Origin of the sequence: Mycolicibacterium houstonense (genome assembly GCF_900078665.2) — a bacterium.
Lineage (GTDB): Bacteria > Actinomycetota > Actinomycetes > Mycobacteriales > Mycobacteriaceae > Mycobacterium > Mycobacterium houstonense.
In genome coordinates this window covers 1,560,661-1,584,921 of sequence record NZ_LT546207.1, presented here as the reverse complement: position 1 = coordinate 1,584,921, position 24,261 = coordinate 1,560,661, and the positions used below count along the sequence as shown (strand labels likewise).

At 66.7% G+C, this 24,261-nt stretch carries 21 protein-coding genes; 13 read left to right on the top strand and 8 right to left on the bottom strand.

Going from position 1 to position 24,261, the window contains the following annotated elements; genetic code table 11:
- Positions 1 to 204 precede the first annotated feature (204 nt).
- Both BN4332_RS07915 and BN4332_RS07910 read left to right on the top strand, forming a co-directional pair.
- Positions 205 to 1,365 (top strand): glycosyltransferase family 4 protein, encoded by a 1,161-nt coding sequence (locus tag BN4332_RS07915; RefSeq protein ID WP_066897944.1) that lies wholly within the window; start codon positions 205 to 207, stop codon positions 1,363 to 1,365.
- Positions 1,362 to 3,494, top strand: a complete 2,133-nt coding sequence (locus tag BN4332_RS07910; protein WP_066897943.1) for an amylo-alpha-1,6-glucosidase — start codon at positions 1,362 to 1,364, stop codon at positions 3,492 to 3,494. Before BN4332_RS07915 ends, BN4332_RS07910 begins: the two co-directional genes overlap by 4 nt.
- A gap of 67 nt (positions 3,495 to 3,561) precedes the next feature.
- Here the strand turns inward: BN4332_RS07910 and BN4332_RS07905 are convergent, their stop codons facing one another.
- A complete protein-coding gene (locus tag BN4332_RS07905; RefSeq protein WP_096866855.1) occupies positions 3,562 to 5,355 on the bottom strand; it encodes a helix-turn-helix domain-containing protein in 1,794 nt (597 codons plus the stop codon).
- 106 nt (positions 5,356 to 5,461) lie between these two features.
- Here BN4332_RS07905 and BN4332_RS07900 point away from each other — a divergent pair, with 106 nt between their 5' ends.
- The 9 genes from BN4332_RS07900 (at position 5,462) to BN4332_RS07860 (ending at position 13,590) form a co-directional block, all read left to right on the top strand.
- The gene (locus BN4332_RS07900; protein WP_066897942.1) at positions 5,462 to 6,955 is read left to right on the top strand and encodes an aldehyde dehydrogenase; all 1,494 of its coding nucleotides are present in this window, start codon (positions 5,462 to 5,464) and stop codon (positions 6,953 to 6,955) included.
- A gap of 31 nt (positions 6,956 to 6,986) precedes the next feature.
- Complete coding sequence (locus BN4332_RS07895; protein ID WP_066897941.1) at positions 6,987 to 8,342, top strand: MFS transporter; 1,356 nt, start codon at positions 6,987 to 6,989, stop codon at positions 8,340 to 8,342.
- Complete coding sequence (locus BN4332_RS07890; RefSeq protein ID WP_066897940.1) at positions 8,339 to 9,529, top strand: FAD binding domain-containing protein; 1,191 nt, start codon at positions 8,339 to 8,341, stop codon at positions 9,527 to 9,529. The genes BN4332_RS07895 and BN4332_RS07890 overlap by 4 nt, the downstream gene beginning before the upstream one ends.
- A 27-nt stretch (positions 9,530 to 9,556) precedes the next feature.
- Positions 9,557 to 9,991: a cupin domain-containing protein gene (locus BN4332_RS07885; RefSeq protein WP_066897939.1), complete on the top strand. Its 435-nt coding sequence runs from the start codon at positions 9,557 to 9,559 to the stop codon at positions 9,989 to 9,991.
- Positions 9,991 to 10,959, top strand: a complete 969-nt coding sequence (locus BN4332_RS07880; RefSeq protein ID WP_066897938.1) for an amidohydrolase family protein — start codon at positions 9,991 to 9,993, stop codon at positions 10,957 to 10,959. The genes BN4332_RS07885 and BN4332_RS07880 overlap by 1 nt, the downstream gene beginning before the upstream one ends.
- A complete protein-coding gene (locus BN4332_RS07875; RefSeq protein ID WP_066897937.1) occupies positions 10,959 to 12,047 on the top strand; it encodes an NADH:flavin oxidoreductase/NADH oxidase in 1,089 nt (362 codons plus the stop codon). Before BN4332_RS07880 ends, BN4332_RS07875 begins: the two co-directional genes overlap by 1 nt.
- A 70-nt stretch (positions 12,048 to 12,117) precedes the next feature.
- On the top strand, positions 12,118 to 12,435 hold the full coding sequence (locus tag BN4332_RS07870) for an ArsR/SmtB family transcription factor (RefSeq protein ID WP_066897936.1): 318 nt from the start codon (positions 12,118 to 12,120) through the stop codon (positions 12,433 to 12,435).
- Positions 12,432 to 12,947 (top strand): SRPBCC family protein, encoded by a 516-nt coding sequence (locus BN4332_RS07865; RefSeq protein ID WP_066897935.1) that lies wholly within the window; start codon positions 12,432 to 12,434, stop codon positions 12,945 to 12,947. The genes BN4332_RS07870 and BN4332_RS07865 overlap by 4 nt, the downstream gene beginning before the upstream one ends.
- Before the next feature lie 10 nt (positions 12,948 to 12,957).
- Entirely contained in the window at positions 12,958 to 13,590 is a 633-nt protein-coding gene (locus BN4332_RS07860) for a flavodoxin family protein (RefSeq protein ID WP_200820278.1), read from the top strand.
- Here the strand turns inward: BN4332_RS07860 and BN4332_RS07855 are convergent.
- From BN4332_RS07855 to BN4332_RS07840, 4 genes are all read right to left on the bottom strand, one after another.
- Positions 13,556 to 14,932: an FAD-containing oxidoreductase gene (locus BN4332_RS07855; protein WP_066897934.1), complete on the bottom strand. Its 1,377-nt coding sequence runs from the start codon at positions 14,930 to 14,932 to the stop codon at positions 13,556 to 13,558. The genes BN4332_RS07860 and BN4332_RS07855 overlap by 35 nt on opposite strands.
- Before the next feature lie 3 nt (positions 14,933 to 14,935).
- A complete protein-coding gene (locus BN4332_RS07850; protein ID WP_066897933.1) occupies positions 14,936 to 15,418 on the bottom strand; it encodes a DUF4126 family protein in 483 nt (160 codons plus the stop codon).
- Between the two features lie 90 nt (positions 15,419 to 15,508).
- Positions 15,509 to 16,363 (bottom strand): ATP phosphoribosyltransferase, encoded by an 855-nt coding sequence (gene hisG, locus BN4332_RS07845; RefSeq protein WP_066897983.1) that lies wholly within the window; start codon positions 16,361 to 16,363, stop codon positions 15,509 to 15,511.
- A gap of 14 nt (positions 16,364 to 16,377) precedes the next feature.
- A complete protein-coding gene (locus tag BN4332_RS07840; RefSeq protein ID WP_066897932.1) occupies positions 16,378 to 16,659 on the bottom strand; it encodes a phosphoribosyl-ATP diphosphatase in 282 nt (93 codons plus the stop codon).
- 37 nt (positions 16,660 to 16,696) lie between these two features.
- Here BN4332_RS07840 and BN4332_RS07835 point away from each other — a divergent pair, with 37 nt between their 5' ends.
- On the top strand, positions 16,697 to 17,197 hold the full coding sequence (locus BN4332_RS07835; protein ID WP_066897931.1) for a DUF7956 family protein: 501 nt from the start codon (positions 16,697 to 16,699) through the stop codon (positions 17,195 to 17,197).
- Here BN4332_RS07835 and BN4332_RS07830 read toward each other — a convergent pair.
- Complete coding sequence (locus BN4332_RS07830) at positions 17,194 to 18,792, bottom strand: sugar porter family MFS transporter (RefSeq protein WP_066897930.1); 1,599 nt, start codon at positions 18,790 to 18,792, stop codon at positions 17,194 to 17,196. The genes BN4332_RS07835 and BN4332_RS07830 overlap by 4 nt on opposite strands.
- Before the next feature lie 57 nt (positions 18,793 to 18,849).
- On the bottom strand, positions 18,850 to 19,533 hold the full coding sequence (locus BN4332_RS07825; protein ID WP_066897929.1) for an HAD family hydrolase: 684 nt from the start codon (positions 19,531 to 19,533) through the stop codon (positions 18,850 to 18,852).
- A 45-nt stretch (positions 19,534 to 19,578) separates the two neighbouring features.
- Between BN4332_RS07825 and BN4332_RS07820 the strand changes: the two genes are divergently transcribed.
- On the top strand, positions 19,579 to 20,385 hold the full coding sequence (locus tag BN4332_RS07820) for an NAD(P)H-binding protein (RefSeq protein WP_066897928.1): 807 nt from the start codon (positions 19,579 to 19,581) through the stop codon (positions 20,383 to 20,385).
- 28 nt (positions 20,386 to 20,413) lie between these two features.
- Here BN4332_RS07820 and metH read toward each other — a convergent pair whose 3' ends face one another.
- Positions 20,414 to 24,154 (bottom strand): methionine synthase, encoded by a 3,741-nt coding sequence (gene metH / locus BN4332_RS07815; protein ID WP_066897927.1) that lies wholly within the window; start codon positions 24,152 to 24,154, stop codon positions 20,414 to 20,416.
- Positions 24,155 to 24,261 lie beyond the last annotated feature (107 nt).

Here is a 24,261-nt window from a genome sequence, read left to right as displayed (position 1 = left end):
CGGCCCGGGGCACCACCCGCCCCGTACCGCCCCGCGCTTCGTCCAGCCGAGTCCGATTCGGCCACAACAACTCCCGGTGGCGCGTCGCCACCGTGGCCGAGGCATCGACATCGAAGTCGCCGATGACAAGGCGACCACCGATACGCCATAATTAGCACTCGTCGGATCCGAGTGCTAACGCCGCCCGTGTCAAAGGAGGTAAATGTGAGCGGCACTGACTTCGCCACCCCTGCCGAAGCCGTCGAACCGATGCGCATCGCACTGGTCGCACCACCGTATTTCGACATCCCACCCAAGGGGTATGGAGGCACCGAAGCTGTGGTCGCCGACTTGGCCGACGCGCTCACCGCGCGCGGACACCACGTCACCCTTCTGGGTGCGGGCCAGAAGGGCACGACCGCACAGCGTTTCATTCCGCTGTGGGAAAGCACCGTGTCCGACCGGCTGGGCCAGCCTTACCCCGAAATCATGCATGCGGTCAAGGTGCGCCGGGCGATCGAGCGCCTTGCCGAAACCGACGGGATCGACCTCGTTCACGACCACACGTTCGCCGGCCCCCTCAATGCGGCGGCCTACCGTTCCCTCGGGCTACCCACGGTATTGACCGTGCACGGCCCAATCGATGACGACCTGTATCCGTACTACCGTGAGCTGGGCACCGACGTAGGCCTGATCGCGATCAGCGACCGACAGCGAGAGTTGGCCCCGGATCTGAATTGGGTTGGCCGTGTGCACAACGCGTTGCGGATCAACGATTGGCCGTTTCGCAGCGACAAGGACGACTATGCGTTGTTCCTCGGTCGGTATGCCCCGTACAAGGGCGCGCATCTGGCGTTGGAGGCCGCCCATGCGGCCGGCGTGCCGCTCGTGCTGGCCGGAAAGTGCGACGAGCCCGCTGAACGGGCCTACTTCGAGGAGTACGTGCGACCGCGGCTCACCGACGACGACCACGTGTTCGGGCAGGCCGATGCAGTCAGTAAGAGAAAGCTGCTCGCGAGAGCCCGGTGCCTGCTGTTCCCCGTGCAATGGGAAGAGCCGTTCGGGATGGTGATGATCGAGGCGATGGCCTGCGGCACGCCGGTGGTCGCCCTGCGGGGCGGCGCGGTGCCAGAGGTGGTGGTCGACTGTGTGACCGGTTTCGTCTGCGACCATCCCGACGAGCTCGCCGATGCCGTCACCAAGACCAATACCCTCGATCCCGCGGCCTGCCGTCGCCACGTGGCCGCACACTTCGCCGTCGGACAGTTCGGTTCGGGATACGAACGGATCTACCGAAGCGTACTGAACAACGCCGAGGTGGCTCGGTCCACGATCACGTTGCGGCGCATCGTCGAACCGGACACCTCCGAGCGGGCCAGCGCATGAGTGGCCCCGGCGCTCTCAACGGCGGCGAGCCGGCCGCGATCGGCGTCGGCGTCGGCGGCGACACGGTGACGCTGGTGGAAGGTGCCACCTTCTGCCTGTCAGACAGCCACGGCGACATTCAACCCGGCCGCACCCATGGGCTGTTTTTTCAAGACGCTCGCCTGCTGTCGCGCTGGGAGCTACGTATTGACGGTCGCCCGCTGGAGCCGCTTTCGGTGCAACTCCCGGAAGCCTTTGCTGCCCAGTTCATCTCACGCCGGACTCCGCGTCCAGGATTGGCCGACAGCACACTGCTCGCCGTGCGGGAGCGAATCGTGGCCGACGGCATACGCGAGACCGTGACACTGCACAACCTGGCAGCCGAAAGCACGGTGGTCGCGGTTGAGCTGCATGTCGACGCCGATTTCGCCGACCTATTCACGGTCAAAGAGGGCCGCGTACCCCACGGCGGTGCGGACATGACCGTGGTCGGTGGCGAGCTGGTGCTCCATGATCGCACCGAGGCGGTCCGGGGTCTGACCGTGACGGCCTCCGGCGAGCCCATGGTGACGCCGGGCGCTTTCACCTGGCGCATCGTGGTGCCGCCTCGGCAGCGCTGGCAGGCCGAAATCCTGGTGCAACCCACTGGTGCCACCCACAACGTCAAGAGCCGGTTCCGCAGCGGCGACCGCCTCGAGTCCAGTGCCCCGGCCCAGAAAATCGAGGCGTGGCGCAACGTCGCCACGACGGTCGAGACCGACCATTCCGACCTATCGAACGCGTTGCGGCGCAGCGAAAGTGACCTGGCCGCGCTGCTCATTCATGCTGATAGTGGCGAAGGCGACCCGTTCGTGGCGGCCGGGGCGCCGTGGTACATGACGTTGTTCGGCCGCGACAGCCTGCTGACGGCCTGGATGGCGCTCCCGCTGGATCCCGGGCTGTCGGTGGGCACGCTGCACCAGCTTGCCAAGGCGCAGGGACAGCACGTGGACCCGATCACCGAAGAACAGCCCGGCCGGATCCTGCACGAGATCCGGCGCGGGCCGGCCAGCACAGACGTGTTGGGCGGGGCCGTGTACTACGGCGCCGTCGACGCCACCCCGCTGTTCGTGATGCTGCTCGCCGAATGCCGGCGCTGGGGGTGCGACGAGGATTTCGTCCGGTCGCTGCTGCCCGCTGCGGATGCAGCTTTGGGATGGGCCGCACGTTACGGCGATCGCGACGGCGATGGGTTCATCGAGTACCGCCGAGCCACCGATCGTGGGCTGATCAATCAGGGCTGGAAGGACAGCTTCGACGGGATCAATGACGCCCGGGGCCACGTGGCCGAACCGCCGATTGCGTTGTGTGAGGTGCAGGGTTACCAGTACGCGGCGTTGCGTGCCCGTGCCGAGCTCGCCGAGGCATTCGACGAGCCGGCCACCGCCACCCGACTCAACGATCGCGCGGAGCGATTGCGCACGCAGTTCCAGGAGACGTTCTGGTTGCCGGACGTCGGTTGGTATGCGGTCGCGTTAGACGGAGCCAAGCGTCCGGTGGATGCCCTGACCAGCAACGTCGGGCATTGCTTGTGGACGGGCATCGCCGCTGACCACCACGTGGAAACGATCATCGAACGGCTCGGCGGCGCGGATATGGACAGCGGGTTCGGCCTGCGCACACTGGCGAGGTCGATGGGCGCGTACAACCCGATGAGCTATCACAACGGGTCGGTGTGGCCACACGACACCGCGATCGCCGTGGCGGGACTGATACGATATCGACATGTGCCGGGTAGCGTCGAGCTGGCCGAGCGATTGGCCACCGGCCTTCTCGACGCTGCCACTGCGTTCGGCGGGCGGCTGCCCGAACTGTATTGCGGTTTCCCACGTTCCGAATTCACCTCGCCGGTTCCCTATCCCACGTCGTGCTCTCCGCAAGCCTGGGCCAGCGCGGCACCGTTGTTGCTGGTGCGGGCATTCCTCGGTCTGGAGCCGGACGCGCCCGCGCGGCGCGTCACGGTCTCGCCGCGCCTGCCGGACTCATGGGGTCGTACCGCTTTGACCAACCTGAGATTGGGCAGCGCTACGGTTCATATCGAGGCGCAGGGGCAGAGTGTAAAGGTCAGTGGTCTGCCTGACGGCTGGGAGGTACTGACGCCGCAGGGCTGAGCTGCCCGACCACGCCGGGCCGGCTACGGGACGGCGGAGCGGCGATGCGCCACACACCGTGTGAGTCTTAGCCTTGCGCCGCAATGTCGTACACCATGAGCGCCGATGAGAACTGGACGCTGATGGCCGGGTCTGCCAGATCAGCACCGCACAGTGCTTCGATGCGTCGCAGCCGCTGCGCCACCGTATTGGGATGGATCAAGAGCTTCCTGGCGGTGAGGTTACGGTCCTGTTTGCAGGCGAAGTAGGTTCGCAGCGTGGCGATCAGATCGGTGCGATGTTTGGCGTCGTAGTCGACCACCGACCCCAGTGTCCGGGTGGCGAAGGCCGTGAGCTTGGCCGAATCACCCAGTTGCAGAAGCAATCCGACGATGCCGAGATCCTCAAGGTTGACGACGGAATCGGTTCGGCCCGCGCGCACGGCGATGTCCATCGCGCTCCTCGCGATCAGATACGCATCGCCGAATTGGGCAACGTGGACGGGTGAGACTGCCACGGTGGCCGAAATGCCCGGCGCGAGACGGGACATCGCACGCTGGACCATGACGCCAGGAGGAGGCTCATCGGAATCGACGGCGGGCCACAGCGCGACCAACATGCCGCCGTGCATGGCCACCAGTGGCCGCGGTCGAAACCCGGAGGTCAACTCGGTGACCGATGACAGTGCACGTGGCCAGGCCCGGCGCGCGGCCGCCTCATTCGAACCGGTCAGGTTACCGACGACCGCGACGTGCGGAACGGTCAGATCGTGACCCAGCCGTTGAGCCCGCTCCTGAAGCTGGGCCGAGATCTGTCCTCTGCCGGTCAACACATCGGTCAGCAACTCCCCACGCACCCGTCGCTCGACCTCGGCGGCGGTCTGGATCCGCAGCAATTCCACCGAGACGACGATGGATGCGTGCTCGACCGCTCGAATCTGCAGGGGGTCAAGCGAATCGAGGGTCCCCGGGAACCAGATGCGCGCGGCCACCTCGCTTCCCAGTCTCACCCGCGCGACGAGCCACCCGGTCGGTGCGCCGTCGTGGTCGACGGCCGTGCCGACCGTTGACGAGGCCGGGGTGGTCTCGGCGTCAGCGGACGCGGTACGGACCGCGGCGGTGGGATAGTCGATGCCGTCGCCTGACCGGGCGAGCTCAGAATGGCGAGCGTCGTCGATGAGAACGGGCCGGCCTACCAGGTCGCTCAAGGCGGCGGCGATCCCGCCGACTCCTCCGGAGCGCAACGTCACCGCGAGCAGGCGCTCGTGAATCTGTTCCGAACGGGCGAGCGCATCGCGTTGCTCGCGCAGCGAGTCCGTCAAAGTGCGCAATTCGTCGAGCCGGCGTGCCGAGGTGACCGCGATCGCGGCATGGTTGGCCAGCAGTGTCAGGCGCTCGATCTCGTAGCGGGTGAAGGTATGCACCGAGGCGTAGTAACCGTTGAGGGTTCCGAGTACCTCGGCCCCGGCGATCAGTGGGACGGCGACGATGGCCCGGTAGCCCTGTTCTTGTGCCACACCGGTCCAGAGGGCGAAGTCGGGCTCGTTCCGCACGTCCCGGATCGCCACGGGCTCGCCGGTGTGAAAGGCACGAATCGACGGCGAACTGCTGTCCAGCCGGATGGGGCGATCAGAGTTCACCCGCCGCACGTATTCGTCAGACAGTCCGCTCCATCCCTGTACCACCAGTCGGTCCCGGACGTCGTCGGGGATGAGCACGCCACAGAAGTCGAAGCCCAGCAGCGTTCGCGCGGTGTCGGCGACCAGGCAGAGCACCTCGGCCAATTCGGTCTCGGCGGTCGCGCGAGCGCTGAGGGTGCGCAAGGCCGCCAACCAGGTCACCAGTTCCACGCCGGGCCGTTCCTGGCCTGTCGATGTCGTCACCTGGTCAGTGTCCCCCAAAACGGTATGTCAGAGTGCACATAGGCAGCGAGAGAATATGTTCGGCAAGACATTGAACCGCGGTTTTGCTGTGACGACACTCATACGCATGACCCGAGTCTCACCGGCCCCCACCGCATCCGCGGTTACCGAGCCGTCCCCCAGCCTGCGCGAAATTCTCAACCCCGCCACCGGAGCGGTCATCGCCACCGTCCCAGAGCAGGGCGCACAGGAGGTCGATGCCGCAGTCGCCAAGGCACGCGCGGCATTCGAGAACGGGCCGTGGCCGACCATGGTTCGCAGCGAGCGCGCCAAACTGCTGTTGCGCGTCGCCGATGCGATCGAGTCCGCCGGGGAAAAGCTCTACCCTCTTGAAGCACTCAACAACGGACGACCGATCACCGAAACCCGTGCACAGCTGTCCCGGGTACCGGAATGGTTCCGGTACAACGCTGGCCTGCTGGCTGCCCAGCGCCAAGCCGTACTTCCCGGGGACGGGCCGTATCTCACCTACCAGCAGCGGCTCCCACTCGGGGTGTGCGGCATCATCACCCCGTTCAACCACCCGATGCTGATCCTGGCGCGCAGCCTGTCGGCCGCACTGGCCAACGGAAACACCGTAGTAGTCAAGCCATCCGAACTGACCCCGCTGACAACTCTGGCCCTCGCCGAGATTCTCACCGACGCCGGATTGCCCGACGGCGTGTTGAACGTGGTCACCGGGGCCCGCGCGGCCGGCCAGCGCCTGACCGGCCATCCGGATATCGCCAAGATCACCCTCACCGGCGGCACCGAGGCCGGCCGATCGGCGGCGATCGCCACCGCATCCCGTTTCGCCCGGATCACCGCAGAACTGGGCGGCAAGACACCTGTGCTGCTGTTCGATGACGTCGACCCGGTCATCGCCGCCGAGGGCGCGGCGTTCGCCGCCTTCGTCGCGGCAGGCCAGTCTTGTGTCGCAGGCTCACGGTTCCTGGTACAGCGCGGCGTCTACGACGAATTCGTCACCGCACTCACCGCTCGCGCCAGGGCCATTCGAGTCGGCGACCCCACGCTGTCGAGTACGCAGATGGGACCGCTCATCAGCGCACGGCAGCGTGACAAGGTCAGCGCGCTGATCCAGACCGGCATAGACGAGGGTGCCACGCTGGCCACCGGTGGCCAAGTTCCGTCGCTGCCAAGCCCTTTCGACGGCGGCTTCTTTCTCGAGCCCACCGTGCTCTCTGACGCCACCATGGACATGACCGTCGCCCGCGAAGAGATCTTCGGCCCGGTCGCCGTGGTGATCCCCTTCGACGACGAGCACGAGGCCCTGCAGATGGCCAACGACAACCCGTACGGGCTGGGCGCCGGTGTCTGGACCACAGATGTGAGCCGCGCTCACCGCGTCGCCGCCGGCATCAACGCCGGGATGGTGTGGGTGAATGACCACCACCGCCTGGAGCCGTCCCTGCCCTGGGGCGGTATCAAGGAGTCCGGTTCCGGAAAAGACGCCGGCACAGAGTCTTTCGAGGATTTTTCCTGGGTCAAGACGATCGTCGTGCGCACTGCGGCCGACCACGTCGACTGGTACGGCGGACAGCCGCAACGACGCCTCAACTGACCCGTCTCCCGACACCTCGAAAGGCATATCCATGTCCAAAGGACGTTGGCATCACGACATCACCCGAACACAATGGCTGGTCCTGGCAGGCACCACCCTGGGCTGGGGCCTGGACGGCTTTGCCGGCAGCCTCTATGTGCTCGTGCTCGGACCCGCCATGACCGAGCTGCTGCCGCACAGCGGCATCGACATCGACGGCGCGGCCATCGGGTTCTACGGCGGCATGACCGTCGCGTTCTTCCTCATCGGATGGGCCACCGGCGGCATCCTGTTCGGCATGCTCGCCGACTACTTCGGCCGCACCAGGGTGTTGTCGGCGGGCATCCTCACCTACGCGGTGTTCAGCGCCCTGGCCTTCTTCGCCGACACGTGGTGGCAACTGGGGCTCCTGCGCTTCATCGCTGGGCTCGGCTCCGGTGTGGAGGCACCGGTGGGCGCGGCTCTGATCGCCGAAACCTGGCGCAACCGTTTCCGGGCCCGCGCAGGCGGCGTGATGATGGCCGGATACGCGGGCGGGTTCTTCATGGCCGCCGCCGCGTACGCGATGCTGGGCGATCACGGGTGGCGCGCCATGATGCTGCTTGCCGGTATCCCGGCCCTGCTGGTCTGGTTCATCCGCCGTTACGTACCCGAGCCGCCCGAGATCGGCGCGCACTTGGAAGCCCGCAAAGAGCGAAAGGCGTTGGGCCATCGCCACGAACACGATCGATTCGTGCTGCGGCGCCTGTTCAGCCCGCCGCTGCTGCACCCCATGCTGGTCTGCACCGCCCTGGCCACCGGAGCGCTCATCGCGTTCTGGAGCGTTTCCACCTGGTACCCGCAGATCATCCGTCAGCTGGCCGCCGCCGACGGCCTCGCCCGGGACGTAGCCGACCACCGCGTCGCGGTGGCAGCGATGCTGTTCAATGCCGGAGGCATCATCGGTTACGCCGCATGGGGATTCATCGCCGATGTGATCGGGCGCAAGAAAGCCTTCCTGATGAGTTTCGTGGTCTCGGCCGCCACCATCGGCTGGGCGTTCCCATTCGACCGCAATCACACCGAGTTGCTCATCGCGATGCCGCTGCTGGGATTCGGCTTGTTCGGCGCGCTGTCGGGCACCTTCATCTACGGCCCGGAACTCTTTCCGCCCAGTGTGCGTGCCACCGCACTGGCTGTCTGCAACAGTGTCGGCCGCTACGTCACCGCTCTGGGACCGCTGACCGCCGGTGTGATCGCATCCTCCTGGTTCGACGGGAACCTGGGCATCGCCACCGCCTCGGTATCGGCGGTCGGCTTGATCGCCGTGATCGGGTTGGCCTTCGCCCGTGAAACACGCGGTGCCCCCATGCCCGTCGACCATCCCGCCGGCCTCACCCTCCCGTTGAGCGAAAAGAGCGCGTCATGACCGAATACTCCACAGCCTCGGCGATCGTCGTCGGCGGCTCGATCGGCGGACTCACTGCCGCACTGCTGCTGCGTGACTTGGGTTTCCAGGTCGACGTCTACGAACGCACTCCCACCCCACTGGACGGTCGCGGCAGCGGCATCGTCCTGCAACCCGACACTGTGCGATGGTTCGCCGAACGCAGTCAGCAGAAACTCGAGGACCTCCGCACTGCCACCTCTTACGTGCAATACCTCGACCCCAGCGGCGCCACCATCCACCGGGAGCGCGCCCGCTGGACCTACACCTCATGGGGCACCTTCTACCGGGCCCTGCTGGCCGACTTCGGCACCGAGTGCTACCACTACGGCGAATTCGCCTGTGGTTTCAGCCAAGACGCAAACACCGCCACCGTGCGGTTCGTCAGCGGCAAGACCGTCAGCGCCGACCTCGTCGTCTTCGCCGACGGCATCACCTCCCCAGCGCGTGAGTACTTCGACCCGGCGGCCACCCTGACCTACTCCGGCTACGTGGGCTGGCGGGGAACCGTCGCATTGTCCGACCTCACCGGCCGGACCCGCGATGCGCTCGATGACGCCATCACCTACACGGTGATACCGAACTCCCACATCACCATGTATCCGATCCCCGGCGAGCAAAGCCTCGACGAGGAACACCGTCTGATGAACTACGTCTGGTACCGCAACGTGCCCGCCGGGCCCCAGCTGACTGAACTACTCACCGACAAGCGCGGATTCACCGGATCGGTCTCCGTACATCCCGGGCAGGTGCAAGACCGTTTCGTCACCGAACTGCGTGCGGCGGCGACCGCCCAGCTTGCCCCCGCCGTGGCCGAAGTCGTCGCGGCCACCGCGCAGCCCTACCTACAGGTGTTGTCGGACGTACGGTCGTCGCGGATGGCCCTCGGCCGGGCCGCTCTCATCGGAGATGCCGCGTGCGCATCACGTCCACACGCAGCCGCTGGAACCGCCAAAGCCGCGGCGGACGCGTGGACCCTGGCGGACGCCTTGTCCACCTCATCGGGCGACATCACCGCCGCGCTGGCCAAATGGGAACCGGCGCAGCTGCAGCTCAGCGACAGCTTGTTGCGGCGGGTGGTGGACATGGGAGAACGCTCCCAGGTCCGTAGTACCTGGACACCCGGCGATCCCGATCTGCGGTTCGGCCTGTACGGGCCCGGGCGCTAAACCCTTCACTACGAGAGGAACTCGACAATGACCGACAAGAACTACCTGACCGATCTGCCACTGGCCGGTGAACTGGTGGCCACCGACTTCGATAGCTGGCCTGATTGGCTCAAAACGGAATTCGCCGACCACGCATTCGACGGTCACGTCGGATCCCGCCTTCTCAGCGAGGATTCCCGAGTTCGGGTATGGGAGATCCGCTTGGCTCCCGGAGAACGCTGGCACGCACATCGGCATGTCCTGGACTACTTCTGGACAGCGATCAACGCGGGCCGCAGTCGCCAGCACACCCATGACGGCTCGGTGCGGGAAGTTTCCTACCAGGCCGGCGAGACGCGCCACTTCCATTTCGGGCCAGGCGAATTCCTGTTGCACGACATCGAGAACATCGGAGACACCGAGCTGGTCTTCACCACCGTCGAGCATCTCGACAGTGACAACGCCGCACTGGACATCGCGTGATGAGCCCACGCCTCCCAGACGGTGTCATCGACGTCCACGCCCACTGGCTCCCACGCCCGCTGTTCGAGTTGCCGGCCGGTGCTCCGTACGGACCGATGAACGACCGCGACGGCCAGTTGTATCTCGGCGACCTGCCGCTCTCGATCGCCACCGAGGCCATGAGCGATGAGGCCGCCATCGTCGAAGACATGGATCGTGCCGGCGTCGCGGTCCGCGTCCTCTCGGCGCCCCCGTTCGCCTTTCCGCTCGGTGCCGCCGGCGCGGAGTACGCCGGCGCGTTCAACACCGCATTGACCGACGTCGTCGCGAAATCGAACGGAAGGTTATTGGGTCTGGGCATTGTGAGCCTGGGGGCACCGGAGCAGATCACCTCCGAACTGTCTGCGTTGCGTGACACCACAGGTATCGTCGGCGTCGCGATTCCCCCGGTGGTCGGCGGAGAGTCTCTGAATCGCGGGGTGCTGCGACACATCGTCTCCGAGGCCGCGCGGCTGGATCTCGCCGTGCTGGTCCACCCCATGCAGATCGGGCGTCCGGAGTGGGCGGACTACTATCTGGCCAACCTCATCGGCAATCCCGTCGAAACCGCCACCGCAGTGGCCAACCTCGTGCTGAGCGGACTCAAAGACGAAATGCCCGCCCTGCGCATCTGCTTCTTGCACGGCGGCGGTTGTGCCCCCGGGCTTCTCGGTCGCTGGGATCACGGGTGGCGTGCCCGTGCCGATGTGCGCAGCGGCTGCCGCCGATTGCCGTCCGAGGTTGTCGCCGAGCTGTACTTCGACACCGTCACCCACGATGCGCCCCAACTCGAACTGCTCGGCAAGATAGCCGGCAAGGACAAGGTGGTCTGCGGCAGCGACTACCCCTTCGACATGGCCGAATCGGACCCGGTACGGTTCGCGATCAAACACGGGCCCGACGAAGAGGCATTGATCCGTGCGGCCCGCGCCTTTTTGGGGCTGATCTGATGTCGGCACTGTTCACACCGCTGACCCTGCGCAGTGTCACCTTCGCCCACCGGGCGTGGATGTCACCGATGATGCAGTTCTCTGCAGTCGTCGACGGACCGGAGTCCGGCACCCCCACCGATTGGCACCTGCAGCACTTCGGATCACGAGTGATCGGCGGGGTGGCGTTGGCGATGGTAGAAGCCACCGCCGTGGACCCCGTCGGCCGCAGCAGCGTCTACGACCTCGGATTGTGGAACGACCGGCAAATTCCGGCTTTCCGGCGATTGACCCGATTCATCACCGCTCACGGCTCTGTACCGGGCATCCAAATCGTGCACGCCGGCCGCAAGGCGTCCACCGGCCGGCCCTGGCACGATCCCAGCCGTACGCCGGATTCATGGACGACGCTGGGCCCCAGCGCTATTCCGTTCGGCCATCGTCCCGTTCCGGCCGAACTCGGAGCCACGGAGATCGAGCAAATCGTGGCCGGCTTCGCGGATTCCGCGCGGCGAGCCGCCGCGGCGGGCTTCCAGGTGCTCGAGATTCACGGTGCGCACGGTTATCTCATCCACCAGTTCCTTTCTCCGCAGTCGAACACCCGCACCGATGATTACGGCGGATCGCTCGACAACCGGATGCGGTTCGCGTTGCAAGTCGCCGAAGCCGTGCGGGCCGCATGGCCGGAGCATCTGCCGTTGTTCTTCCGCGTTTCGGCCACTGATTGGCTCGCCGGCGATACCGACGACCCGCGTCCGGGCTGGACCGGCGAGGACACCGTCGCCCTCGCCGTCGGTTTGAAGAAGGCCGGTGTCGACCTCGTCGACGTCTCCACCGGCGGCGCAGTTCCTGACGCTCGCATCCCGGTTGCACCCGGTTATCAGACTCCGTTCGCGAAACAAGTCCGTGCCGAGGCGGAAATCGCCACCGCGACCGTCGGTTTGATCACCGACGGCGAACAAGCCGAAGCGATCGTGTCCGGTGGCGAAGCCGACGCCGTCTTCGTCGCGCGTGCCCTCCTGCGCAATCCCAACTGGGTCCGCGACGCCGCGCAGCACTTCGGGATCGCACTGCCACACCCACCCCAATACTCACGGGCGTTCGCATGAGTCGCCTCAACGCATGACAGGGACCATATATTTACTTGCATCTATATAGACGAAGTGCAATACTCGACTCATGGACGTGTTCGAGGCAATCGCCGAGCCGAGTCGACGCGCATTGCTCGACGCCCTCGTCGACGGTGAACGCACGGCCGGCGAGTTGGTGGCCACCCTGCCCGGGTTGACCCAGCCGACGGTGTCACGTCACTTGCGGGTGCTCCGTGAGGTCGGCCTGGTCGAGGTGCGCCCCGACGCGCAACGGCGCATCTACGCGTTGCGCGCCGATGGCCTGATGCAGATCGATGAGTGGATCGAGCGCTACCGCCGCTACTGGTCGGATCACCTCGACGCCCTGGAACGTCATCTCAAAGCCACCCACAAGGAGACGAAATGACCAGCCGCGAAGGCAAACTCATCATCGAGGGCGACCGGGCCGCGCTGAACTTCGAGCGGCACCTGCCCTACCCCGTCGACGTGGTGTGGGCCGCGATCACCGACCCGGAGCAGCGCAACCAATGGATGGGCGAAACCACGATCGATGCCCGTGACGGCGGCTCGATCGAGACGATTCCGCATTCGCCGCCGATCCCACCGCAACAGAAGAAGATGTCCGGCCGGATCCGGGTGTGGGACCCGCCAAGGGTTTTCGAACACGAATGGAATCAGCGCGTGCTATCCGCGCCCGAACCCGGCGTGGTGCGCTACGAGCTCATCCCCGACGGCGACGGCACCCTGCTGCGGTTCAGTCACCGCGGCCTGACGGTATCCGACGGTCAGGGTTTCCACCCCGGCACCCACGCCTACCTGGACCGGCTCGAAGCCCATCTCGACGGCCGGCCATTGCCCGACTGGGCCAAGCGTTATCAGGAAGTCGCCCAAACCCTCGGCACCCAGTGGACCCCGTAGGAGGAAGAACATGTCACACAACGGAATCGACATCGCCGCCCCGACCGTGGCGGTGGTCTACCACTCCGGGTTCGGCCACACGGCCACCCTGGCCGACGCCGTCGCCGACGGTGCCCGAGACGCCGGTGCGGCGGTCACCGTGGTGCCGGTCGACACCATGACCGACCAGGACTGGGATCGCCTCGACACCGCCGACGCCTTGATCTTCGGCAGCCCCACGTATATGGGCAACGTCTCGGCGGGATTTCAGTCCTTCGCCGAGCAGACCGGGCGGCGGTGCATGGAAGGCACCTGGCGTGACAAGGTAGCCGCCGGATTCACCAACTCCGGCGGCAAGAGCGGCGACAAGCTCAACACGTTGAGCTCACTGGCCGTCTTCGCCGCCCAGCACCACATGCATTGGGTGAACCTGGGTTTGGCCACCGGCTGGAACACCTCGTTCAGCAGCGAGGACGACCTCAACCGGCTCGGTTTCTTCCTCGGCGCCGGCGCCCAGACCAACGTGGACGCCGACGCCGACCAGGTGCATCCCTCCGACGCCCGCACGTGCCACCACCTCGGCCGGCGGGTGGCGCTGGTGACGCGCCAACTCACCATCGGCCGCAGCATCAGTCCAGCGGTTTCAACTCCTGCAGCATCGTAGGCACCAACTCACTGACGGTGGGGTGGATGTGCATGGTGCGCGAGATCGCGGTGTAGGGCAGCTTCGCCGTCATCACGTCGATGACCGCGTGCACCACCTCATCGCCGCCCACTCCCAGGATCGCCGCACCGAGAATCTCCTCGGTCTCGGCATCCACCACCACCTTCATGAAACCCTGGGTCTCACCCTTCTCCACCGCGCGGCCTACCCGGGTCATCGGGCGCTTGCCCACCAACGCTTTTCGGCCGGAGGCCCGCACCTGATCGACGGTCATCCCGGCCCGGCCGAGCGGCGGGTCGATGTAGAGCGCGTAGGACGTGACACGATCGCTCACCCGACGGGGGTCGTCGTCGAGCAGGTTGGCGGCGACGATCTCGAAGTCGTTGTAGGACGTGTGGGTGAACGCGCCCTTGCCGTTGCAGTCCCCCATCGCCCAGATGTGGTCGACGGACGTGCGCAACTGGTCGTCGACGACGATGTAGCCGCGCTTGTCGGTCCGGACGCCGGCGTGCTCCAGGCCGAGATCGTCGGTGTTGGGTGCGCGTCCCACCGCCAGCAGCAGGTCGGTCCCGGCGATGGGCTCCGCACCGTCGCGCGGCGTCACCTCGAAACCACCGTCCCGCTTGGCGAATCGGATCCCGGCGGCATTGAGCACGACCTCAATGCCCTCGGCTTCCAGGATGTCCTTGATCGCCGCCGAGACGTCTTCGTCCTCACGGGAGGTCAGCCGCGGACCCTTCTCGATCACCGTGACGCGCGCCCCGAAGCGGCGATACATCTGCGCGAACTCGAGTGCGATGTAGCTGCCGCCCACGATCACCAGGTGTTCGGGGAGCCGGTCGAGATCCAGGATGCCGACGTTGGTCAGGTAATCGATACCGTCCAGCCCGGGAAAGTCCGGAACCACGGCCCGCCCACCGATATTGAGGAAGATCCGCTCGGCCCGCAGCAGTCTGCCGTCGACGTCGACGGTGTGCGGATCGACGAACCGGGCGTGGCCCCGGATGAGCTCCGCGCCGTCCATCGCCTCAAGCCAGTCCTCCACGCCCCGACGGTCGGACAGCATGATCGAATCCTTGCGGGCCTTGACCTTGGCCATGTCGATGACGACTTCGCTTGTGCCGACACCGTATTCAGCACCCCGCCGGGCCAGATGGGCGGCATGTGCGCTGGCGACGAGCGTTTTGGTGGGAATGCACCCGTAGTTGACGCAGGTGCCACCGACCAGCTTGCGTTCGATCACGGCGACGGTCTGACCGGCCGCGGTCAACCGGCCGGCCAACGGTGGCCCGGCCTGCCCCGCGCCGATGACGATCGCGTCGAAACTCTGCGCGGGCGCCATCGTCTACACGATCGAGGTCAGGGCCGCGACCGCGAAACCGCCGAGCACCGCGACGACATCCTCGAAGAGCGCGACCGGCAGATCGTGACCGTCGTTGCGGGCGACCAGGCGCTTGCGGGCCTCATAACCCCCGAGCGTGCCGATCACCGCACCGACCAGTGCGGCGCCCAAAGCGGTGTAGGTGTAGCCCCAGGCGGTGCCGATCACCGCACCCGCGAAGGCACCGGTGATGAGCCGGGCGACGAACTGCACCGGGGTCTTGCGGCTGGGAGTCTTCGGCAGCTGGTCGGTGACCAGCTCCACCACGGCGAGAATGGTCAGCACGGTGACCGTGATCGGGTGGGCCAGCCACTCGACCCAGGTGCCGTCGAGGTTGATCCAGTTCAATGCTGCGGCCCAGGCGACGGCGGCGGGTGCGGTGAACGCCCGCAGTCCGGCCACCACCCCGATGAACAACGCCAACAACAGAACCAGAAAATGCGTCATGGCAACCCTCCGCGGCGTGAAATTGTCACCCGGACGCTAACACGCATGCGTGCGCAGCACTCGCCGATCAGCGACGGCGGTATCCGCCGATCAGAAACGGCAGAACCGAATATCCGATGCCAGTATCGCTTTGGCGCCGATCGCGGCGATCTCGTCCATGATGGAGTTGACGTCGCGGCGCGGCACCAGAGCCCGCACCGCCACCCAGTCCGGATCGGCCAGCGGTGCGATCGTCGGAGATTCCAGCCCCGGCGTCACCGCCGTCGCCCGCTCCAAAACCGCACGCGGGCAGTCGTAATCCAGCATCAGGTACTGCTGGCCGAAGACGACGCCCTGCACCCGCGCGGTCAGTTGATCGCGCGCCGCCGCGTTGTCATCGCCCTGGGCGCCGTCGCGCTCGATCAGCACGGCTTCCGAGTCGCACAGCGGCGCACCGAATGCCACCAGGCCGTGCAGGCCGAGGGTGCGGCCGGACCCGACGACGTCGGCGATCACATCGGCGACCCCGAGCTGGATCGAGATCTCCACCGCACCGTCGAGCCGGATCACCGAGGCCTCGATCCCATGCGCCGCCAGGTCTTTGCGGACCAGGTTCGGAAACGAGGTGGCGATCCGCTTGCCCGCCAGGTCCTGCGTGGTCCACTCCTTGCCGGCCGGGCCGGCATACCGGAACGTGGAGTTGCCGAAACCCAGCGACAGGCGTTCGCGCACCGGGGCGTCGGAATCGGCGGCCAGGTCACGCCCGGTGATGCCGAGGTCGAGTTCGCCCGAACCCACGTAGATCGCGATGTCTTTGGGCCGCAAGAAGAAGAACTCGACGTTGTTGGCCGGGTCGACGACGGTCAGGTCCTTGGGGTCACGCCTGCGCCGGTATCCGGCCTCGGCGAGGATCTCGGCGGCGGCTTCGCTGAGCGAACCCTTGTTGGGGACCGCGACCCGCAACATCTGATCGGCCACTGTCACAACTTCCGGTAGACGTCGTCGAGGGTCAGGCCACGGGAGATCATCAGCACCTGCGTCCAGTACAGCAACTGGCTGACCTCCTCGGCGAGCGACTCGTCGCTCTCGTGCTCGGCGGCCAGCCACACCTCGCCGGCCTCCTCCAGGATCTTCTTGCCGAGCCCATGGACGCCGGCGTCAAGGGCGGCAACCGTGCCGCTACCGGCAGGTCTGGTGCGCGCTTTGTCGCTGAGTTCGGCGAACAGGGCCTCGAAGGTCTTCACAGGCATGAATTGTTTCATGCTCGGTGGGGGTGCATTTGTTGGGTTCAATAGAAGAGTGAGCGAACCAGTCGGCGACGAGCTGCTGACCTACACCGCCCGGGTCGCGGCGATCCGGGCGATCCTGAGCAGGCACCTGCCCTTCGACGACCTGGTGCAGAGCAACCGCAGCGCCAATCCGATCCGGCCCGCAGACTGCCTGGCCGCATCCTGGGGGCCCGATACCGCCGCGGCGCCCACGCTCACCGTCGCGATCTATCCGGTGGCCGATGTCGCGGCCGAGATCGAGGAGCTGCGGTACGGCGCCGATCTCACCCGGGGCACCTACGAGATGCCGCGTGACGAACCCGACGAATTCGCCATGGTTCAGGTGCAACTGTCCAGCGTGTGGGTGGTGGTCGGGCCCTGCGAGGTGTGCCTGGCGCACCGGGACATCTCGCCGGAGAAGCTGGTCGGGGCGGCCGTCGAGATCGCCCGCCGGGTCGGCGCCGCGCCCTACATCGACGACTACGAGCCTCCCCCGCCGGCGCCGGGCTGGGGCCCGCCCGCCTTCGGCTAGGCGCTCATCGCCTCGGCGTGCATGTCCTCGAGGTGTTTGCCCTTGGTTTCGGCGACCCACTTCCACACGAACAGGAACGACAGGATCGCGCACAGCGCATAGAAGCCGTACGCCGCACCCAGCACGTTTCGCAGTTCGGGGAACGAAACGGTGATCAGCCAGTTGGCCACCCACTGACCGGCGGCGGCCAGTCCCAGCGCCGCGGCCCGGATGCGGTTGGGGAACATCTCCCCCAGCAGCACCCACACCACCGGCCCCCACGACATGCCGAACGCCACCACGAACAGGTTGGCCGCGATCAGGGCGATCGGCCCGGCAGCGCCGCTGAGCTGTGGCTGGCCGTCGACCTGCGGGGCGGTCCCGAAGATCACCGCCATCGTGCCGAGGGTCAGGGCCATACCGGCGGATCCGACCAGCAACAGCGGCTTGCGCCCGATCTTGTCGATCAGTGCGATGGCGATCAGCGTGGTGACGATGTTGGTCACCGAGGTGATCACGGTGATGACGAACGCCTGACTCTCGTCGAAGCCGACGGCCTCCCACAGGACATTCGAGTAGTAGAAGATCACGTTGATGCCGACGAACTGCTGAAAGATGGACAGCCCCAAGCCAACCCAGACGATGCCGTAGAGCCCGCTGACCATCGCCACCCCGACACCGACCGCGAGGAAGAGCACCGCCAGCAGCCACAGTCCGGTCGACACCGACACCACGGTGAGCACGATGAACAACAGCAGCAGCCACCACACATAGCGCCGTATCCACGGTGTCAGCCCGCCGGTGGCACCGGCCGCCAGCGGCTTGAGCAGATCCCGCCACGACGGCGGCTTCTCGGACTTCAGCGAGTCCTCGATCCGGTGGATGGTGATCTCCAGGTTCTTCTCGCCGAGCAGCATCGACAGCACCTTGCGCGCCTCGGGTATCCGGAACTTGGCGACCAGGTACCGCGGCGACTCCGGAATCGTGTACGCGAGAACGCCGTACACCACCGCCGGTACCGCCATCACCAGGAACATCCAGCGCCAGGCGGCCAGCCCGAGCCACAGTTCTTCACGGGAGCCACCGGCCAGGTGGGCGAGCAGGTAGTCGACCGACAGGGACAGGAAGATGCCACTCACGATCGCCAACTGCTGCAATGACCCCAATCGCCCGCGGATGCGCGGTGGTGCCGTCTCGGCGATGTAGGTCGGTGCGATCACGGAGGCCACCCCGACGCCGAGGCCGCCGATGATGCGGAAGATCACCACCAGCCAGATGTGCGTGGCGAAGGCGGTGCCGATGGCGCTGATCAGGAACAGCAGCGCGGCGAGCTTCATCACCGAGCGCCGGCCGATGCGGTCGGCCAGCTGGCCCGCGGTCAGCGCCCCGACCGCGGCCCCCAGCAGCGCCGAGGCCACCGCTGAGCCCAGAACGACGTTGTTGATCTGGAATTCGTCCTGCAGGGCGGCGACCGCCCCGTTGATCACCGCACTGTCATAGCCGAAGAGCAGGCCGCCCAGCGCCGCCACCGACGCGATCCGGACCACCTTGCCGCTGTGCTCGGATTCCTCGTAGTCCAGGCCCGATGCGGGATCGTCGACCGGTCCGTGAGTCATGGGACGCCCTTCCGCAGCAACGCGTGATCAGGGTCACATTCAATCACAGGAGCCGGATCAGGCGGTGCGTTCTCCGGCTTGGGAATTCAGTTCGTCGAACACCGCGCGAAGGCCGGCCACGTCGAGCTGCGCCAGCGACGACGCGTGCCTGCGCACCGGGCCCGCGGGTACCTCGACGTCGTTGGGAACCACCAACACCGGGCACCCGGCGGCCTCGGCCGCCACGGTGCCGGTGACCGAATCCTCAACGGCCAGACAGTGCCCGGCGGGCACGCCGAGCAGATGCGCGGCGCGCAGGTAGGGATCCGGAGCCGGTTTGGCCCGGTCCACCTCGTCGCCGCAGACACTCACCGTGAAGTAATGGCTGCCAATGCTTTTCAGTGCCCGCTCGGTGAGTCCACGCCGGGTGTTGGTCACCAGCGCCATCGGGATGCCCGCGGTGGTGAGCGCGTCGAGCATCTCCTGCGCCCCGGGACGCCACGGCAGGCCCTGCTCGAACAGCTCACCGGTGTAGTCGTGCAACCAATCCGCGGATTCGGCCATCGCCGCCGGGTCGGGCTCCAGACCCAGATCGTCGTACACGATGCGCATCACGGTCTCGGCCGATCCGCCGACCGTCGACTCACGGACCTCCGCGGACAGCACCCGACCCATCCGCGCGTACAGCGCCTGCATGGCGATGTCCCACAGCTTTTCGGAGTCGACGAGGGTGCCGTCCATATCCCACAGCACCGCACGCATGACAGCTATTCTCGCATTGTCCGACCCCGCCGATAGCGTGGGACCATGACGATTTTGGTGACCGGAGCCACAGGGAACATCGGCAGGCGCGTCGTGGACGAACTAATTCGTTTGGGCGGCAGCGATATCGGGGACATCCGCGCACTGACCAACAATCCGGCGAAGGCCGCGCTGCCGGAATCTGTGACAGCAATCACCGGCTACCTGGGCCGACCCGAGACACTGCCTGCCGCGTTCGAGGGTGTCGAACGCGTGTATCTGGCCCCGTTTCCCACCACCGTGGGTCCCACCATGGAGATGTTGGTGCAGGCCGGTGTGCAGTACGTGGTGGCACTGTCCGGCGGCGCCCACTGGGCCGAACATGCCGATGCCGTCGCCGCGTCCGGGCTGGCGCACACCCAGCTCGGGCCCGGCGAGTTCTGCGAGAACTTCGCGATGTGGGCCCCGCAGATCAAGACCGGCACCGTCCGCGACGTCGCCCCCGAGTACGTCGAGTCTCCGGTCTCGATGGACGACATCGCCCGGGTGGCGGCTCATCTGTTGGCCGAACCTCAGGATGCGCACCTCGGCGCGATGTACGAGCTGACCGGTCCGGTCGCGTTGTCCCGCGCCGACATCGCCCGCCAGATCGGCGCAGGCCTCGGCCGGCCCGTGGACATGCAGGGTTGCAGCCGCGCCGAGGCCGAGGAGCCACTGCGCCCCGTCATGGGCGACGGGGCGCAGTGGTATCTCGACCTGTTCGAGGGCGAACCGGAACCTCAGGCCGCCAACGACAACGTCGAACGGTTGACGGGCACACCGGCCGAAACGATGGCGCAGTGGGCGGCCCGCAACCGGGATCTGTTCACCTAGCCTGGCCTGGCTGCGCGGTCCCGCAGGCTCAGTCTTCCGGGTTGTAGCCGAGGTTTGACGACAGCCAGCGCTCGGCTTCGGCCAGGGTCCAACCCTTGCGCTTCGCGTAGTCGGCGACCTGGTCCTGGGCCAGCCGGCCGACGACGAAGTACTGCGACTGCGGATGCGAGAAGTACCAGCCGCTGACGGCCGCACCGGGCCACATCGCCATCGACTCGGTCAGCTCGATGCCGGTGCGCTCCTGAACATCCATCAACTGCCAGAGCGTCACCTTCTCGGTGTGCTCGGGGCAGGCCGGGTAGCCGGGAGCCGGACGGATTCCCACGTACTTCTCGGCGATGAGCGCGTCGTTGTCCAACTGCTCGTCGGGCTGGTACCCCCAGAACTCCTCGCGGACCCGTTGGTGCATCCGTTCGGCGAACGCCTCGGCCAGTCGGTCGGCGAGCGACTCCAGCAGGATCGCGCTGTAGTCGTCGAGGGCGGCCTTGAACTCCATGATCTTGTCCTGGCTGCCGAGCCCCGCGGTGACGGCGAAGGCACCGACGTAGTCGGCCAGCCCGGTCTCCTTGGGCGCGATGAAGTCACCCAGCGACCGGTTCGGGATACCGTCGCGGTGCTCACCCTGCTGGCGCAGGTTGTGCAGGGTGGTGAGCACCTGGGAACGGGTCTCGTCGGTGTAGACCTCGATGTCGTCGCCGACGGCGTTGGCGCAGAAGAACCCGATCACCCCGTTGGCGCGCAGCCACTTCTCCTTGATCAGGGTGTCGAGCATCTCCTGGGCGTCGTCGTACAGCTTACGGGCCGTCTCCCCCGTCGCCGGGTTGTTCAGGATGTCGGGGAACTTGCCCTTCATCTCCCAGGCGTTGAAGAACGGCTGCCAGTCGATGTACTCGCGCAGCTCGGCGAGGTCGTAGTCCTGAAAATCGCGAACCCCCACGCCTTGAGCCGGCACCGGCGGCGTGTAGCCGTCCCACTCGATCGGCGTCCGGTTCGCCCGGGCCTTCTCCAGCGTCAGCATGGGCCGCTCGTTCTTCTGCGCGTGGCGTTCGCGCAGGGATGCGTAATCCTTCTCGGTGGCCTCAAGCAGCGCGGGGCGCTGCTTGTCGTCGAGGAGTGCGGCCGCCACCGGCACCGAGCGCGACGCGTCCTTGACCCAGACCACCGGACCGCTGCGGCGCGGCGAGATCTTCACGGCCGTGTGGGCGCGCGAGGTGGTCGCGCCACCGATCAGCAGCGGGATCTCCAGACCCTCGCGTTCCATCTCGACGGCGAAGTTGACCATCTCGTCCAGGGACGGGGTGATCAGGCCGGACAGCCCGATGATGTCGGCGTTGTGCTCCTTGGCCGCATCCAGGATCTTCTGTGCGGGCACCATCACCCCGAGGTCGATCACGGTGTAGTTGTTGCACTGCAGGACGACCCCGACGATGTTCTTGCCGATGTCGTGGACGTCGCCCTTGACGGTCGCCATCACGATCGTGCCGTTGCTGCGGTCCGCATCGCCGGGCTGCTTCTCCGCCTCGATGAACGGCAGCAGGTACGCGACCGCCTTCTTCATCACCCGGGCCGACTTCACCACCTGGGGCAGGAACATCTTGCCCGCCCCGAACAGGTCACCGACGACGTTCATGCCGTCCATCAGCGGACCCTCGATCACCTCGATCGGCCGGCCGCCCGCGGCGGCGATCTCGGCCCGCAATTCCTCGGTGTCGTCGTCGACGTGCGCGTCGATGCCCTTGACCAGGGCGTGGGTGATGCGCTCGCGGACCGGCAGGCTGCGCCACTGCGCGGCGACGGGATCCTCTTCCTTGCCCTTGGTGTTGAACCGCTCGGCGATCTCCAGCAGCCGCTCCGCGGCGTCTGCGCGACGGTTCAGCACGACGTCCTCGATGCGGTCCCGCAGCTCCGGGTCGATCGAGTCGTACGGCACCAGCGCACCGGCGTTGACGATGCCCATGTCCAGGCCGGCCTTGATGGCGTGGAACAGGAACACCGCGTGAATCGCCTCCCGGACCGGGTTGTTGCCCCGGAACGAGAACGACACGTTCGAGATGCCGCCCGAGATGTGTACGCCGGGCAGGTTCTCCTTGATCCAGGCGCAGGCCTCGATGAAGTCGATCCCGTAGGTGGCGTGCTCCTCGATCCCGGTCGCCAGCGCGAAGCAGTTGGGGTCGAAGATGATGTCCTCGGCCGGGAAGCCGACCTCTTCGGTCAGGATTCGGTAGGCGCGGCCGCAGATCTCCTTGCGCCGCTCCAGATTGTCGGCCTGCCCCTGCTCGTCGAAGGCCATCACCACCACGGCGGCGCCGAACTTGCGGCACAGCCGTGCCTCGCGGATGAACTTCTCCTCGCCCTCCTTCATGGAGATCGAGTTGACGATCGGCTTGCCCTGCACGTTCTTGAGGCCCGCCTCGATGACCTCCCACTTGGAGGAGTCGATCATCACCGGCACACGGCTGATGTCCGGCTCGGCCGCGATCAGCTTGGTGAACCGGTCCATCGCGGCGACGCCGTCGATCATGCCCTCGTCCATGTTGATGTCGATGACCTGCGCACCGACCTCGACCTGCTGCAGCGCGACCGACAGGGCGGTGTCGTAGTCCTCGGCCTTGATCAGGTTGCGGAACCGGGCCGAGCCGGTGATGTTGGTGCGCTCACCGATGTTGACGAACAGGGAGTCCTCGGTGATGTTGAGCGGCTCCAGGCCCGCGAGCCGGGTGGCGACTTCGATCTCAGGCACCTGGCGCGGCGGCACACCCTCAACCACCTTGGCGATCTCGGCGATGTGCGCCGGTGCCGTTCCGCAGCAACCACCGACCAGGTTGACCAGACCGGCCTCGGCGAATTCGGCGACATAACCGGCCTGGCGCTTCGGGGACTCGTCGTATTCACCGAAGGCGTTGGGCAGGCCCGCGTTCGGGTAGCAGGAGACGAACGTGTCGGCGATCCGCGCCATCTCGGCGATGTACGGCCGCATCTCCGGCGCGCCGAGGGCGCAGTTGAGGCCCACCGCGATCGGCTTGGCATGCCGGATCGAGTTCCAGAACGCCTCGGTGACCTGACCGGACAGCGTCCGCCCGGACGCGTCGGTGATGGTGCCCGACAGAATCACCGGCCACCGGCGGCCGCGCTCCTCGAACAGCGTCTCGATGGCGAACACCGCGGCCTTGGCGTTCAGCGTGTCGAAGATCGTCTCGACGATCAGGATGTCGGCGCCACCGTCGACCAGGCCGTTGGCGGCCTCGAGGTAGGCGGCCACCAGCTGGTCGTAGGAGACGTTGCGAGCGCCCGGGTCGTTGACATCCGGCGAGATCGACGCGGTGCGCGTCGTCGGCCCCAGCGCCCCGGCCACGTAGCGGGGCTTGTCGGGGGTGCTGAACTCGTCGCATGCTTTGCGGGCCAGGGCGGCCCCGGCGTAGTTCAGCTCGTAGCCCAGCTCGGCCATGTCGTAGTCGGAGAGCGAAACCGCGTTCGCGTTGAACGTGTTGGTTTCCAGGATGTCGGCGCCCGCCTCGAGGTACTCGCGGTGGATCCCCTCGATGATCTGCGGCTGCGTCAGGTTCAGCAGGTCGTTGTTGCCCTGCACCGGGCTCGGCCAGTCCTTGAACCGCTCACCCCGGTAGCCGGCCTCGTCCGGCCGGTCCCGCTGGATCGCCGTGCCCATCGCACCGTCGATCACCATGATGCGACGGCGCAGCGTGGCCGTCAGTTCGTCGGTGCAGTCGGGACGAATGTTCGGCGCGAAGGTGTTCGGCTCAGGGATGTTCACGCGCGTTCCTTCCGTAGCGGAAGGCGTCCTTGACTCTGCCGAGCGTGGCGGATACCGAGGAGGAACCAGGCCCCCGGATAACCGTTGCAACGCCTCTCGGCCAGAAA